This window comes from Streptomyces corynorhini, from assembly GCF_003346515.1.
GTDB lineage: Bacteria > Actinomycetota > Actinomycetes > Streptomycetales > Streptomycetaceae > Streptomyces > Streptomyces corynorhini.
This window is the reverse complement of sequence record NZ_QQNA01000080.1, coordinates 25,534-39,783: the sequence shown is the minus strand read 5'-3', so window position 1 is coordinate 39,783 and position 14,250 is coordinate 25,534. Positions and strand designations below refer to the sequence as shown.

18 protein-coding genes and 1 tRNA gene are annotated in these 14,250 nt (G+C 70.4%); 7 read left to right on the top strand and 12 right to left on the bottom strand.

Annotation, left to right across the window (positions count from 1 at the left end; translation table 11 throughout):
- Positions 1-74: 74 nt before the first annotated feature.
- The 5 genes from DVH02_RS11735 (at position 75) to DVH02_RS11710 (ending at position 5,281) form a co-directional block, all read left to right on the top strand.
- Positions 75-1,001, top strand: coding sequence for a hypothetical protein (locus DVH02_RS11735; protein ID WP_114623723.1), 927 nt, complete (start codon positions 75-77; stop codon positions 999-1,001).
- On the top strand, positions 998-2,572 hold the full coding sequence (locus DVH02_RS36030) for a hypothetical protein (protein WP_233518165.1): 1,575 nt from the start codon (positions 998-1,000) through the stop codon (positions 2,570-2,572). The genes DVH02_RS11735 and DVH02_RS36030 overlap by 4 nt, the downstream gene beginning before the upstream one ends.
- Before the next feature lie 175 nt (positions 2,573-2,747).
- Positions 2,748-2,820, top strand: a tRNA-Arg gene (locus tag DVH02_RS11725).
- A 919-nt stretch (positions 2,821-3,739) separates the two neighbouring features.
- On the top strand, positions 3,740-4,696 hold the full coding sequence (locus DVH02_RS11720) for a helix-turn-helix domain-containing protein (RefSeq protein ID WP_233518164.1): 957 nt from the start codon (positions 3,740-3,742) through the stop codon (positions 4,694-4,696).
- Positions 4,697-5,008: 312 nt separating this feature from the next.
- Complete coding sequence (locus DVH02_RS11710) at positions 5,009-5,281, top strand: helix-turn-helix domain-containing protein (protein WP_233518163.1); 273 nt, start codon at positions 5,009-5,011, stop codon at positions 5,279-5,281.
- Between the two features lie 11 nt (positions 5,282-5,292).
- On the opposite strand, the gene DVH02_RS36730 is transcribed toward DVH02_RS11710, so the two are convergent.
- Together DVH02_RS36730 and DVH02_RS11705 are read right to left on the bottom strand one after the other, a co-directional pair.
- Positions 5,293-5,418 (bottom strand): hypothetical protein, encoded by a 126-nt coding sequence (locus DVH02_RS36730; protein WP_267899055.1) that lies wholly within the window; start codon positions 5,416-5,418, stop codon positions 5,293-5,295.
- Positions 5,419-5,775: 357 nt separating this feature from the next.
- A complete protein-coding gene (locus tag DVH02_RS11705) occupies positions 5,776-6,114 on the bottom strand; it encodes a DUF6415 family natural product biosynthesis protein (RefSeq protein WP_114623720.1) in 339 nt (112 codons plus the stop codon).
- 738 nt (positions 6,115-6,852) lie between these two features.
- Between DVH02_RS11705 and DVH02_RS11700 the strand changes: the two genes are divergently transcribed.
- Together DVH02_RS11700 and DVH02_RS11695 are read left to right on the top strand one after the other, a co-directional pair.
- A complete protein-coding gene (locus tag DVH02_RS11700) occupies positions 6,853-7,800 on the top strand; it encodes an XRE family transcriptional regulator (protein WP_233518162.1) in 948 nt (315 codons plus the stop codon).
- 14 nt (positions 7,801-7,814) lie between these two features.
- On the top strand, positions 7,815-8,429 hold the full coding sequence (locus DVH02_RS11695) for a 2'-5' RNA ligase family protein (RefSeq protein WP_114623719.1): 615 nt from the start codon (positions 7,815-7,817) through the stop codon (positions 8,427-8,429).
- Positions 8,430-8,494: 65 nt separating this feature from the next.
- On the opposite strand, the gene DVH02_RS11690 is transcribed toward DVH02_RS11695, so the two are convergent.
- From DVH02_RS11690 to DVH02_RS11650, 10 genes are all read right to left on the bottom strand, one after another.
- Positions 8,495-8,848 carry a hypothetical protein gene (locus tag DVH02_RS11690; RefSeq protein ID WP_114623718.1) on the bottom strand — a complete coding sequence of 118 codons (354 nt, stop codon included), beginning with the start codon at positions 8,846-8,848 and terminating at the stop codon, positions 8,495-8,497.
- Positions 8,838-9,281: a hypothetical protein gene (locus DVH02_RS11685; protein WP_114623717.1), complete on the bottom strand. Its 444-nt coding sequence runs from the start codon at positions 9,279-9,281 to the stop codon at positions 8,838-8,840. The genes DVH02_RS11690 and DVH02_RS11685 overlap by 11 nt, the downstream gene beginning before the upstream one ends.
- Entirely contained in the window at positions 9,281-9,532 is a 252-nt protein-coding gene (locus DVH02_RS11680) for a holin (RefSeq protein ID WP_114623716.1), read from the bottom strand. Before DVH02_RS11680 ends, DVH02_RS11685 begins: the two co-directional genes overlap by 1 nt.
- 103 nt (positions 9,533-9,635) lie before the next feature.
- Positions 9,636-10,166 (bottom strand): phage antirepressor KilAC domain-containing protein, encoded by a 531-nt coding sequence (locus DVH02_RS11675; RefSeq protein WP_114623715.1) that lies wholly within the window; start codon positions 10,164-10,166, stop codon positions 9,636-9,638.
- Between the two features lie 51 nt (positions 10,167-10,217).
- Positions 10,218-10,454 carry a BRO family protein gene (locus tag DVH02_RS11670; protein WP_114623714.1) on the bottom strand — a complete coding sequence of 79 codons (237 nt, stop codon included), beginning with the start codon at positions 10,452-10,454 and terminating at the stop codon, positions 10,218-10,220.
- A 92-nt stretch (positions 10,455-10,546) separates the two neighbouring features.
- Complete coding sequence (locus DVH02_RS11665; RefSeq protein ID WP_114623713.1) at positions 10,547-11,605, bottom strand: peptidoglycan-binding protein; 1,059 nt, start codon at positions 11,603-11,605, stop codon at positions 10,547-10,549.
- 4 nt (positions 11,606-11,609) lie between these two features.
- Positions 11,610-11,777: a hypothetical protein gene (locus DVH02_RS35105; protein ID WP_158575865.1), complete on the bottom strand. Its 168-nt coding sequence runs from the start codon at positions 11,775-11,777 to the stop codon at positions 11,610-11,612.
- Position 11,778: 1 nt separating this feature from the next.
- Entirely contained in the window at positions 11,779-12,006 is a 228-nt protein-coding gene (locus tag DVH02_RS11660) for an Acb2/Tad1 domain-containing protein (protein WP_114623712.1), read from the bottom strand.
- 89 nt (positions 12,007-12,095) lie between these two features.
- Complete coding sequence (locus DVH02_RS11655; RefSeq protein ID WP_114623711.1) at positions 12,096-13,307, bottom strand: hypothetical protein; 1,212 nt, start codon at positions 13,305-13,307, stop codon at positions 12,096-12,098.
- The gene (locus tag DVH02_RS11650; RefSeq protein WP_114623710.1) at positions 13,307-14,248 is read right to left on the bottom strand and encodes a hypothetical protein; all 942 of its coding nucleotides are present in this window, start codon (positions 14,246-14,248) and stop codon (positions 13,307-13,309) included. The genes DVH02_RS11655 and DVH02_RS11650 overlap by 1 nt, the downstream gene beginning before the upstream one ends.
- Positions 14,249-14,250 lie beyond the last annotated feature (2 nt).

Genomic DNA, 14,250 nt, shown 5'->3' with positions numbered 1-14,250 from the left:
TTCACGCGTTTCCCCGAACCCGCTGATCATGACCCACACCGTCTGGCGCTCCCGGGCCGCCCGGGGAGGCTCCCGTGGCTAGGTTCACCCTGCGCACCGCCTTCCTCCGGGTCACCGTCGTATGGGAGGGCGCCGTCCGCTCCGGACAGCTGCGTTCACAGACGGCCGAGTCCTACATCCAGACCGGCGAGCGCCTCCTGCGGTTCGCCGCCGCGTACGGCGTCACCCGCCTGGACGATGTCACCGATGCCTTCGCCCAGTCCTTCGTGGACGCCCCGGGGAAGGACCGGCACGGGAGGATGGTGCCCATCCCCGCCGACAGCACCCGACGGGTCCGCAAGTCCGGCGTCGATGCCCTGTTCGCCGAGGCCCGGCGTCTCGGTATGACCACCGCCGCACCCACGCTCGACCTGCCGGCGATCGCGCGCTCCGCGCCCAGGCCCGCAGGGCGGCTCACCGACCAGGACATCGACACCCTGCGCTTTCACTCTGAGCGAGGCATGCCCAGCACTCGCAACGCCTCCGTTCTGGCCTTGCTCCTGGCTGGCCTGCACACCGGGGAGATCGGCTACACCGGCACCACCGACCTCACACCGGACCGCACCAGGGTCTGGGCCTGCGGGACCGTCTACGTCACCGCCCGCTACTGCCCGCTGGAAGACCCCTGGTCCCGCCGCGTCCTGGAACTGCGCGCCGGCCATCTGCAGCGGCACCGCTCCCCGAACGGTCTCGAAATCCTGGCCATCACCAAGGACATCCCCGCCCACCGGCGCCAGAGCAGCATCTGCACCGCCTTCGGCGAGACCGTGCGCGACAGCGGAATCGCGCCCGAGGGCCGCTCCGCCGCACCCCGAGACGTGACCGACTGGGTCGCCGCAAAGATCCTCGCCGAGTCCGGGCAGATCGCCGATGTCGCGCTGCGTCTCGGCCTGTCCTCGCTCGACGGCGCCGCCCGCCGAGCCGACTTCATCTGGCGCCCCATCGCCGAGGAGGACGCATGACCACTCACTCCTCCGGCGACTCCGACGCCGGCAAGTCGACGAAGAAGAAGGCGCCGGCGCCCAGAACGTCCCGCAAAAGGGCCCCGGCCAGGAAGCCCCGGACAAGGACCACCAAGAAGAAGCCCGACTGGATCATGGGCCCCACTCCTCAGGACATCTTCAGCCCCGCGGCTTTCCAGCCCGAACCCAAGAGCCCCGAAGCACCCGGCATCGCCGACAACGACCGGCTGAAACACCTCGTCGCCAACCCCGACCTCTACCGGGTCGCCCACGACGTCTTGCCCCACCGGGAAGAAGGATCCGCCGGACGACGCTCCCACTACCCGCCGTACATCCTCTTCATCTACCTCTGCGCGATCTCCATCTATCGCAGCGGCCGCAAGGCAGGCGTCACCCTGCACAGCGAGGACATCTGGAAGATCGTCCTGGACGGAGCACGCCACCACCTCGGCGACACCGAAGCCGACGCCCTCCCCGCCACCGGCCCCCAGCGCCACCACTGGACCGGATACCGCCCCAAGATGCTGGCCAGCCTGCCCCGGCTCCGCGAGGCATCCCGGGACGCCTGGATCGCCCAGGCCCTCGCCCACGGCTACCTCTCCACCGACCGTCCCCGCGGCTGCCGGCTCCGCCCCGACCGGAGCCAGGTCGTCAACGGCGACGCCACGGTCGTCAGACCGCCCTCGGACCAGACCGAGGAGACCACCGTCGACGAGAAGACCGGCGAGATCCGCCACCACCGGGTCGACCACGACGCCGGCCTCCAGATCGAGGGCGGTGACCGCACCGTCTACGGCAAGAAGATCGTCTCCCAGTCCGTCCGCAAGGCTGGCATCGCACACAGCCGCATCATCCTCAACGTCGACGCCGCCCGACACCGCTCCCCCGAGGAGGACCCCAACCGCGAGGAGGAAGCCTCCGTCGCCCTCCGCCTGTCCCACGAAATCCTCGACCGCGCCCCCGGTGTCCTCGCCTTCGTCCAGGACACCGTCTGGCGCGGCAAACACCGCACCCCGCTCATCGCACGCGGCGCCATCGTCTTCACCCGCCAGCACGACGGCGCCACGCCTCGGGCTCTGAAGCAGTACACGTACCGGCCGCACTGCAGCCACGACGTGTACTCCGCCACCGGACGCGCCTGCGAGCGTCTGATCACCGTCGACGGCCAGACCCTCTACAACCCCCTCCCCGTCCGCGACCTCCCCACCCGTAAAGGCACCAAGAGCTGGCGCTTCTACCACCTCGTTGAAATCCCCTGCCCGCACGGGCCCCACCACGAGCTCATCCCCGTCTACGAGACCCACGAGGACCGCGCACCCGACCCCCGCACCCAGCGCCCCCGCTTCAACCGCACCGAGCACCTCCGCCAGATCCCGCCCGCCACCGACTACGGCGCCCGCTACCTCGGCTTCCGCCAGGACAGCGAGTCGCTCCACTCCACCCTCGACTTCACCCACCACGACAAACGCGTCCCCGCCTACGGCACCGACGGAGCCCTCCTCGTCTTCATCGGACTGGCCTGGGTGATCAACTCCATCGCCCGCGCCAGAGCCCAGCCGCCACCCGAATAGCGCCCAGCTCTCCCTGCCGAATGCCCCCTCACGGACGCGCCGCCGCCAGTCATCCCTCACCAGCTACACTGACTGCGGCGCGCCGCTCCACTGGCGCCCACCCGGATCAGCTGGACAGATGCGTGGAACCCTCGGCACCCGCCGCGATTTCCGACACATTTGCCAACAGATCCCCGCCTTCGTAGCTCAGGGGATAGAGCACCGCTCTCCTAAAGCGGGTGTCGCAGGTTCGAATCCTGCCGGGGGCACGCTTGAACCCCGCATGACCTGGACGTTCTCACGAACGGTCAGGCATGCGGGGGGACGTTCAAGCATCGTGGAGCACGGCAGGGAATCAAGATCGGCTCCCATTTCGCTCCCAGTTGATCATGGCCTTTCGCCTGGTCAGCCAGGCCTGCAAGGCGAGAGCACTCCCGGGAGCACCTGCGCGTTTGGCGAGCAGCTCAATACGCACGAACGGCAGGTCGACTTCCGTCAGACAGAACCGCCGGTTCACCTTCATCCGAACGGCCCGGCGGAGAGGCACCCCCGCCTCCCTTAAGCAGCCGGAAATGCAGTCGGGTCTCCCGGGCCGCCCTGTGCTCCTGGTGATACACGGCGAAGGCCCGTTCCACCAGCAGCAGAAGATCGGCCCTACGCTCAGGCGTCGGCTCTTGCTGGGCCATCGCCAGTGTGTCGGTAATCGCTTCCAGCTGGAGGTCCAGCCGGGAGGATCGTCTCTGCTGTGCGCTCATGCTTCCCCCTGCGTGGTAATAGCGAGGCCCGGCAGCCGACTTCCGTGACCGCCGGGCCTCTGGTCGTGCTCGGGGCTCAGCCCCAGCCCAGATCACCGTCGGAGACGGTCGTGTCCGGCAGGGCGGCACCCCATCCCAGGTCTGCGGGCGTCGCGACGGGGGCAGGGCGAGGGCTCTCATCTGTTGCCGCAGTGGCCATCGGGGCGGCGGTGCCGGCAAGTGCGAGAGTGAGTGCGGCGAGCGCGGCAAGGGCATTCCTGCGCATGGCGGTTCATCCTCCGACTGAGGGGCCAGTGTGTCTAATGTGACTCAAAGTAGAGTTGCATGTGTGGTCAGTTAGGTCCAGGCCTGGGCGGGACCGAAACCGGCACGTGCAAGAATCTGCACGTGGCAGGCGCGGAGGACGCAGGGCGCGCGGCGAACTGGGGGAATCGTGAACGGCCTTGACGCAGAAGGGCTGCCGCTCAGCCCTCGCGACCTTGACGCCTACAGGGCCATCGCCGCAGGTGACGCGCCACACGACGGGCAGCCGGTCGATCGTCTGCTCGCGCTCGGGCTGATCAGCGCCGACCCAGGTGAATCCGGCCACTACCTCGCGGCCGAGCCCCGAGCTGCCGCCCAGAGACTGATGGCGGCTGCACAGGCGGACCTGACGCGCACGGTGCAGCGCATGGCGCACATCCCGGCGATCGAGGGACTGGCGCGCCATTTCGATGGACACAGAATGTACGGCGGCCCCGGCTCGGAACTCCTCGAGTCGCGCGAGGCGATGAACATTCGCATCGGGGAGGTCTCGCGCACCGCGACGACCGAGATCCTCACCGCACAGCCGGGCGAGCCCGCCGACCGGGATCCCGAGATACAGCGCCTCGGTGTCGACCGCACGCGACGGGCGCTTGAGCGGGGACTGACGGTCCAATCGCTCTACAACGTGATCGCCTGGGGGCATGACCAGACGCGCAATTACGTGGACGTGATCGTAGCGGCCGGCGCCGACGTCCGGGCATCAGAGAACGCGTTCCCCCGCATGATGATCATCGACGGGACACACGCGTTCGTCGACAACGTGATCGCTCCCGACGACCGCAGCGGCGGCTGGCACCTCATCGACCGCGCCGCAGTGATGTGGGTCCGCTCGGTCTACCTGCTCCTGTGGGGCCGGGCGACACCCTGGGGGGACCTCTCGCACGCAGTCAGCAGCGGACTGAGCGAGCGGCAGAGTGCCATCCTGCGCGAACTCGCCACCGGCGCGTCGCAGGCCCAGGCCGGCGGTCGACTCGGCCTGGCGGACCGCACGATCGGGAAAGAACTCTCAGCGATCAAGATCACCCTCGGCGCTCAATCCCTCTACCAGGTCATGGCCTGGTGGGGGCGTGAACAGCACCTCTGATCACTCCGGCCGTGACGCCAGAGCCGACTTGATTTCCGCCGGCGTTGCCAGCCGCACCGCGGACGCGGGGGCGCGCCACTCCACGCCGTCAGCGATGGACCTCAGCTGGACCATCTGCTGGCACGGGGAGAGCCGGATGCCCACCCTGCCGGTCCGTGTGTCGATCACGGGACGTTGTGGTGTGCGCGTACGCCAGTTCGCCATCGTTCCCACTCGCCCAATCAAGATCAATTTCGTGATGCATTGGCGACGGTTTGGGTACTGACTCATGATCGATAGCGCCAGAGCGTTTGTCGAGTGCCAGACCGCCGTATGCCACGCCCCGCCTGGGTCATCGCCGAGAGCGCAGCACTCGGCCACCGCATCGCCATCTCGCGCGCAGAGGCCGGGCTGTCCCAGGAGGCACTGGGCGATCTGGCGGGAGTGGAGCGGCGCACAATCCAGCGCTACGAGGTCGGCCTGCGCGACCCGCGCTACGCCGACCTTCTGCTGATCGCGAGTGCGCTGCAGGTGCCGCTGTCGCGGCTGGTGCCTGACGTGGAGCCCCGGCCGGTAGCTGGGGACGCGGACCGGCCGGGGCGGTAGACAGGCCGCGATCAGATGGCGGCGATGGTCACCACGATGGCGACGGCAGTCGCAGCCGCCAGGCACGCGAGGAACGTGAGCCCCATGCTGATCAGCGCCACCATCACGCGCCGCTGTCCCTGGTCTTCGTCCGTCACGGGGTACGGACCGCCAGGACCAGCCCGAGCACGATGAGGCCGCAGCACACCATCGCTCCGAGGCCCCAGCCGATATCGGCGACCGCGCGTCGTGTCGTTCTCTTCACGTGCTGCTCCTGATCTGGGAGGGGAGGAGCCCCGGCCGGTGTCCACGGGGGAAGACGACCGGCCGGGGCGGTAAGTGGGTGCCGTCAGCGGCGCGGTAGCTGGTAGTCGCGCGGCCGGGTGACCGGGCCCGGCCGCGCGCAGTCCGTGTGCCGGTGTACGGGAGGCGCGGCGCCGGACCCTGTCTCTACGGCCGAGGTCTGGTACGGCTGCCCAGGGAGGATCGGCTCGTCGCAGCGAGCGCAGAACATCTCAGGACCCCTCTCGCGCGCCGCCGGGCCCGTGGTGCTCCAGGAGCCATGCGCACGACCGGCGCAGCAGCTCGACGCGCACGTGGCCGGAGAGCGCCGTCGGGGGCGGCGCGGACGCGATCTCGCGCTGGATGGAGTCCAGCGTGGATCGGAGCCGGTACCACTCCGGGCTGCCGCGCCACAGGGTGGCGGCGTGCTCCTCTGCCGCGGGCAGCATCGCCTCGATGTGCGCTCGGAGCGCACCGGCGGCCTCGGCGAGTTCGCCCTCGCCGGCGCGCAGTCCGACGAGCGTGGCGGCCTCGGCAAGGGTTTCCTGGATATCCGTCTGGGCTGTTCTCACGATGGCCCCTGTCCTCCGGTGTGGTGCCATAACGGTGTCAAGGCCGGTCGCCGCACACGAGGGCGCCGGTGTCCAAATTCCGTGGCTCGTACGACAGGCCCTGATCTGCGAGAACGCAGCTCTCCGGGCGATCGGTTGGACAGATGTGGGCCTTCGGGCGAGGCGGATCCGCTCCTCAGCGCCCGCCCGGGTGGCTACCGTGAGCGCATCCCGCCGCACTGAGGGAGAGCGATGACGCCACCACCCAAAGCCGGGTCCAAAGCGGACCGGGACGCGCTGCGCCACGAGATGACCGCAGCCGGATGCACCACCGACCAGATCGCCACCGAGATGAGAGTTCGCCTCCGAGTGCGTCCCCGTGAGGCGTGGCGCCATGCCCTCGGGTGGACTCTCCAGGAGACTGCCGAGCGTGTCTCCTCGCGCCCGGGGCCAGCCGTTGCTGCGGACGCCTCCCTCGTTGGGAAGTGGGAGAAGTGGCCAGGCCCGTCCAGCCGCCGGCCCACGCTTCAGGTACTCGTCGCCCTGGCCGCGGTGTACGGCTGTGATGCCGAGGCCATCCTCGACATCGAGGATCGGCGCATGCTGCCGGAGAACGACCTGCGAGTCCTTCGGCACCGTGCTCCCGAACAGCCCTCCGCGCCCTTGCTCGTTGCCGTTGTACCTCCGTATGACCCAGACCCGGTACTTTCCGCCGCCGCAGAGTCTGCGACCTGGGCGCAGTGGGCGGAGGCGACCAACGTGGGGGCGATCGCGCTGGAGCAGCTGCTAGCCGACGTACGGACCCTCGCCTGGGACTACTTGACCGGTGACGCGCTGGCTCTCTTCGGCCGCACACGACAACTGCGCGACCGTGTCTTCGCGCTCCTCGAGGGCCATCAGCCGCCGCGCCAGTCCGCCGACCTGTATGTCGCGGCCGGGTACCTGTGCGGGCTCCTCGCCTGGATGACCTCCGACCTGGGCAACTTGCGCGCCGCCGACACCCACGGGCGTACGGCGTGGCTGTGCGCGGAGAACGCTGGCCATGACGGGCTGCGCGCCTGGGTGTGCTCAACCCGGTCGAAAGTCGCGCTCTGGGACGGGCGGCTCCGAGACGCGGTGACACACGCGCGGCGAGGTGCCCTCGTCTCTGTGGGCGGCACAGTCGGGGCGCTGCTGGCCTGTCAGGAGGCGGACGCCTGGTCGGTCCTGGGGGCGGCTGACGAAGCCGGAGCGGCCCTCGCGAGGGCAGAGCGCGCCCGGGAGAACATCGGCGGCGAGGACGACATCGGCGGCCTCTTCTCGTGCCCGCAGGCCCGCCAGGAGAACTATGTGTCGGCGGTACGCCTCCGCATCGGCCAGCCGCACGACGCCCTGCGCGCGACAGAAACCGCACTGGCTCTGCTGGCGACGCAGCCGGTCCGGGCCTACGGCACCGAAGCCCAGATCCACATCGCGCAAGCCGGGGCTCTCATCGACTGCGGTGAACCGGACGGCGTGATGTCCGCCCTGATGCCCGTACTCGCCATGCCCGCGGAACGGCGGATGGGCCCCGTGACGCAGCGGATGCGCGAGCTGGCGGCGACCATGGCACACGGTCCGGCGGGAACCTCGCGCGCCACGACCACGGCCAGGCGCAGCATCACCGAATGGTGCGCAGACTCGGCCCCGCGGCACCTGGCACTCTCGTCAGGAGAGGGCGTTGGCTGATTGGATCTCGGGTCATGACTCCTGAGCACACGAGCAACCACTGGTGGTGGCGACCCGCCTGGGGTATCAGCCGACGCTTCTACACCTGGCACCTGGTGTTCGACGGACAGGCGGACGTGCACCGGTTCGCGGCTCAGTACCGCGCTGCCCTCGCGGGCGCCGACGGGCTGGACCTGGTTCCGGACCAGTGGCTCCACCTGACCATGCAGGGCATCGCCTTCACCAACGAGGTCGACCAGGCCGACGTCGACGCCATCGTGGAGGCCGCTCGCGGCCGCCTGGCCGCTGTGCCCGCGTTCGACCTCACGCTCGCCGCGCCGATCCTCGACCCCGAGGCGGTCCTCGTCCCGGTGCAGCCCCACGACCCCGTCCACGCGGTACGCGACGCCATCCGCGCAGCCATCGGAGACGTGCTCCCCGAAGTACCTGAGGAAGCGGCGGGCTTCCGACCGCACGTCTCGCTGGCGTACAGCAACAGCGACGGGCCGGCCGACACCATCGCGACGGCCCTGGACGCGGCCGACGTCCCGCCAGCAAGCGCTCGCATCAATGCTGCTGAGCTGATCGTGATCCACCGAGACAACCAGATGTACGAATGGGAGCCGTACGCACGGGTGGCCCTCGGCTGATCGCCGCCGGACATGACGAAAGCGCCCCTCCGCCCCCGGCCGAAGCCAAGGACGGAGGGGCGTGTTCAGTCGAGCGAGTAGGGAATCAACTCGGTGGGGATCTCCTCGGGCGGCTCCTGGCGGGCGACCAGGCGGACGTTGGCGCGGCGGACGATGCGCATCGCCATCCGCAGCAGCCGCTCCAGCGCGGTGACCTTCTCCTTCTGGTGTTCCACGATCGAGGTCAGGTGGTCGACCTTCTGCTCCAGGACCTCGAACCGGCGCCAGATCTCAGGGCTGACGCGCAGCTCGTCGGCGTCGGCGTCGTCCTCGGGGGCGCCAGCCGCCGGGCGCGGGGTGGAGACTCGGGCCACCAGCACCGCCCCGATAACGCCCACCACCGCGATGATCACCCCGAGCACGGTGCCCTCACTGTCCATCCGACGCTCCTCTCTCACACCTGCAGATGCGCCTGCGACCCCCCGTCAGCGCGGCCACGATGGTCAGCAGGAGCAGCGGTGCGGCGTACAGCGGGACCGTGGCCCACGCCGCGGTGTAGGCGCCCGTCGCGGCGGCCGCGGCGAACGCCAGCCCCCACACGATCAGCGGCAGGGCGACGGCCGCGAATCCCCACATGTCCCGGCCGGGCCTCAGCATGCCGGCCACGGTGGCGAGCACGCCGCACGTGATCCAGACGCCCGCCCACGCCTCCAGGCACATCACCCGTGTCACGGGTGCGGTACCGGCGACGACGCCGTCCCGGTCCGTCGACAACAGCCCGACGCCGTACCAGACCCACAGGGCGCCGGTCCCGGCGAGGGCGAGGCCGCGCCAGCCCAGATGCGCCCAGAGCCGTGCTGGCGCGGCCCGCATCAGATGCTCCGGGGGCCGCGCGGTGTGTCTGCGGTCGCCACGGTCTCCATCACGCCGGGGCCTTCCGTGCCGCCGGAGGTGACGATGGCGGTGAGGAGCGCGGCGACGGCGGCCAGCCCGCCGACGGAGAGCGCGGCGCCCCAGTCGAGGTCGACCAGGCCCAGGCCATCACCGCCGAGGAGCGCCAGGACGGCCTGGGCGAACGTGCGGGCCATCCTCTCTCCGGTTGCCTTCCAGAACGCTGCTGTCATCACGGTTTCCTTTCATCGTTGCAGGTCAAAGCTCTGGCCTGAGTCCCGTGGTCATGAAACGACCAGGGGACTCAGACCGGGGGTGGTGCAGTTCGGGGCGTGGTCAGCCGGGGAGGGTCAGCTGGTCTTCGGCGATGAGGCGGTGGACGTTGACGCCGCCGCCCAGGCGCCGGTGGAGATAGGCCAGGCCCTCCGTCGTGATCCGTACCTGCGGGGCGGCTGCGGTCTCCTGGCCGGTGGCCGGGTTGGTGTACGAGCGGGGGCGCAGCCGTACGTGCGCGGCGTGCCGCTGGTAGGGGCGGTCGTGCTTGTCGATGAGTCCGTTGCCGCGCAGCACGGCGAAGAGGCGGCGTTCGCCGGTGTCGATGTGGGGGTCGCGGCCCAGGATGTGCGCTGCCTCCCGTACGGAGAAGTCCCCGGCGGCGGAAGCCAGGGTTTCCCATGCGCCGGCGGCGGGTTCGAGTGCGGCGACGCGGTGCTCGGCGTCGTCGGCGCGGACCCGTTCCCTCTTGGCGATCTCGATCGCCTGGGCGGTGCGGGTGACCATCTCCTCGAGGGCGAGCAGCGGATCGTCCAGGACCGGGGCCGGCTGGTAGCGGCCGGTGCGGCGGATCTCCCGGAGGATCGCCTTCACCTGGGCCTTGACGGCTTTCGCCCCGGGGAGGCTGCTGCGGAAGATCAGCTCCTACAGCCCGTCTTCGAAGATCACTTTCATCGCGCGGTTCTGCTCGCGCCCGTCGGAGAGGTTGACCCGCACAATCTGCGTACCAACCTCGTCGGAGTCGAGCAGCCTCACAGCGTCGCTCGCGTCGCGGTATCCGAGGGCCTTGGCGTAGTCGGAGGCGACCGCGTAGGGCCGGTCGTCGTCGGTGACGCCGAAGCGGATCTGTGTCCCCGCGACGTCGAATGGCATGATGTCCATGGCGTTCCAGTTCTTTCAGGTGGATGGAATGTCGAAGGGCCGCACCGGGGTGGGTGCGGCCCTTCGTTCGTGCGCTGGCGGGACTGGTGTTCTCAGGAGAAGAGGCGTCGCCAGGTCTCCGGGCCGGGGTATCCGTCCGCGTCGCCGCCGCTCCAGCCCTGCGCCCGCTGGAACGAGGCGACGTTCTTCCGGTCGTTCTCGGACCACCTCGGGCCGGGGCCCTGGGCGTAGTAGCGGCCGTAGCCCTTCTTGACGAGCTGCTGACCGAGCTGGGTGACGAACCGGTTGTCGGCGCCCGCCTTGAAGTACTGGCGGCCGGGGAACGCTGGCGGGGTGCTCGTCGCGGGCGGGGCGGGCAGGGTGCCGAGCAGCTTCCGCAGAGTCGTTTCCCCCGGCACGCCGTCGGCGTCCGACCCGCTGTATCCCAACGACCGCTGGTAGTCGGCGTAGTTCTCGGTGTCGGCATCCGACCAGGTCGGGCCGGGGCCATCGGCGTAGTGCTTCCCGAACCCCTTCGCGACCAGGGCGCGGCCGACCTTGGTCACGTGGTCGCCCTTCGCGCCGTATCCGTAGGCGAGGCCGCCGATGGTGACCTGGTAGCGGGCCACCCCAGCGCTACCGCCTCCGGGGAGCGCGCCGCCTGGGTCCGGCGCCGGCGTGTATCCCGTCGCGGGCATCCCCGCCCGCACCCAGGCGTACAGCCGCGCCCCGGGGCACAGAGTCGCGATGCCGTCCCGGTGGCCCTTCTTGGCCAGGGTCCGGCCGGTCCGGCGGCACGCCTCGTCGTACAGGGCGCGCGCTGCCGCGAGCGCGGCCGCGGTGGGCTCCTGGTCGCCGCCGACAGCTATCTGCACGGAGAGCCCGGTGACGTTGTGGCCGGGGCAGTGCGCGCCCTGCAGATCCCACCCGCGGCCCTCGTAGATGGTGCCGGCCTGGTCGACCACCCAGTTGTAGCCGACGCCCGACCAGCCGTTGCCCAGGTGCTCGGCCTCGATGGCGCGGGGGATCGCGTACCCGGTACGGGTGATGGGGGTGGCGCCGTCGTAGTGGACGAAGAACTCGCTGCGGCTCCCGAGAGGGACGCTGGCCGGGGTACCGGCCCAGGGACGCGCTCCCCACTCCGCTCGGGAAATGATCTTCAGATCAGGCATAGGGTCAGTCCTCCGGTGTCCAGTTGGGGCCGCGCAGCGCGGCAGGGATCGGCTCGGGCGGCGGCGGCATGGGCGGGTCCGGCAGCCCGAAGAACCTGTTCGGGAGGCGGTGGGCGAGCGGGTCGACCAGAAGGTCGGGGTGGTCCCAGATCGGGGCGCGGTCGACGGACATGTCAGCCCTCCCGGACGTGCCGCGCGACGGCGGCGTTGGCGAGCATCACGGCCTCGTCGACCGCGTTCACCGCGCGCGTCAGCTCCGGCGAGGAAGGGCACAGGTCGGCGAGCAGCTGCGCGAGGGCGAGGCCGCCGGCGCGGATCTGCTCGTAGGATTCGTCCTGGTCGCCGACGGGCGGGTGGTAGGTGAAGCGGTTCTCGAGATCGAGATCGAGGTCGTACGGCATCGGCCCTCCCGGGGCACGAGAAGAGCCCCGGCCGGTCGGCGCGGGGCTGGGTGGGGTGTGCGGGGCTGAGCGCGGGGTCGCACTCTGGTTCAGACGATGCCCGCCCAGTAGCAGGTCGTGGCTTCCGTGAACGACGCGGCGGTCAGTGTGCCGGAGGCGGGCAGGGCCGTCAGGTTCGTGGCGGAGGACTGCAGCCACCTGTGCACACCGCCCGTGGACACGGCGACGGCACCGGAGGTGGTGGAGGTTGCGCCCCAGTTCGTGGCCGCCAGATAGGGCGTTGCCGTCGTTGCCGAGACCTTCACCAGGATCGCCACGTAGTACAGGCCCGCTGAGAGGCTCACCCCTGTGGACAGGTTGAGTTTCACCATCTGCCCGCCGATGTTGTGGACCGCCGGCAGCTGCGCTTTCTGGTCACCGGCCGAGGACGCCCTGAGCGCGAAGCTGGCGTCGTAGATCCCGAAACGAACGTTCGTGGTCGTGCTGGCCGACTGGTCGTAGCCCATGACATGGATCGCCACCTGCGACACCGTTTTCGCGGTGCGCAGCGGGACGCCGATCAGGTACAGCCGTTGTGCCTGGCCCGGCATGTCGCCAGGGGTGCGGGAAGCGGCGTGGAGGTCGTAGGCCCACCCGGCCAGCCCGTAGTCGCTGGGAAGCCAAATCCCCGGGACAGCGGGGGGTGCCGGCAGCTGCTCGGCGGGGACCTTGCCGGTGGGGTCGAGGTCGGGGACACCTCCCGCTGCGCCTTTGGATGCTGCCGGAATGGCTCCCACATCGGTGGCGGTCAGGACGATGTCGCCGGTCTTGCCGTTGACCGACTCCACGTTGCCGGTTCCGGCCGGCCCCTCGGGGCCTCGCAGTCCGGTCTGGTACAGCCACTCGGTGCCGGTGTAGGAGTACAGGTTGCCGTTGCTGGTGTCGACGTACAGGTCCCCTGCTACGGGGGTGAGGTCGCTGTCTTCCGGCTCGCCGGTGCCGAAGTACCAGTGGGCGCCGGGGTCTCCGGGGAGACCCCGGCCGCCGCTCTGGGCGTAGAGCCAGGCGCGGCGTCCGCCGCCGGCGTCCGCCCACATGCCGAGGATCCCCTCGGGTCCCTGGACTGACGGTAGTGCCCCGTAGTCGTCGCTGGTGACGGCGGTGACGGGGGTGCCGTCGGGGTCGAGGAGGTCGGTGTACTGCTCGCCGTCGGTGCTGGAGTTCCAGAAGGTGACGGTGGTGCCGGCGGCGACGCCCCACAGGCCGTCGGTGGGCTGGACGACGAAGTCGGCGATGCCGTCTCCGAAGGTCTGGCGTGCCATCAGTCCACCACCCAGCTCATGCCCTGGCCCAGGATGTTCTGGCCGGTGGTGATGCCGGGGTGCTGGGTGAGCCAGAGCTGTCCGGCGCGGGTGTGGTTGGCGGAGTAGAGGGTGGCGCGGGCGATGCGGGGGCCGGTGCAGTAGAGGATGACGTACTGGTCGCGGTTGCGGTGGCGGTAGGCGGCGGGGATCAGGACGGGCAGTCGTGATTCCTCGCCGCTGGCGAGTGATCCGCCGGCGGTGCGGGTGAAGGATCCGACGCGGAAGTGGACGTTGCCGGAGCGCATTTCCAGGACGGAGGCGGTGCCGACGGTCCAGGGCGCGGCGGTGCCGTCGACGGTGACGGTGCCGCTGTCGTCGTAGAGGGTGCGGCGTTGGCTGCCGTCGTAGAAGCGCAGGCGGCCGCTGTCGGTCTCGTAGTGGATTTCGCCGAGGGCGGGCGTCGGGTTGGGGTGGCCGGAGGTGACGGGCCGGATCCGGGTGCCGACATACAGTTCGCCGCGGATGACCTGGACGCTGCTGGCGCCGGCGGGCACGGTGACTCCGGCGAGGAGGATCTCGTAGACCCCGGTGCCGCTCTGGTCCTGGGTGAGGGCGGGGGCGCCGGCGCCGGGGGTGCCCTGCTTGATCACGGCCCGGACGGTCCAGGTGGAGCGGTCCAGGCGTAGTACGACGCGGTCGGTGCGGGTGGAGCCGCTGGTGTTCGCGGGGACGGGCAGGGTTACGGCGGTGGTGCCGGAGGTCCAGGCGTGGCCGCGGACGCTGGCCCACAGGTCGGCGCGCAGGGTGACCTGGAGGCCGGTGGAGGTGGTGAGGGCTGCCGGGTCGGTGGGGTTGCCCCACAGTCCGTCGTCGGAGAAGCGGGCGGCGATGCGCTCGTATTCGGTGTCGGTGACGACGCGGTCGTTGTGGGCCGGGGAGGGCCAGGAGTCCTGCGCCACGG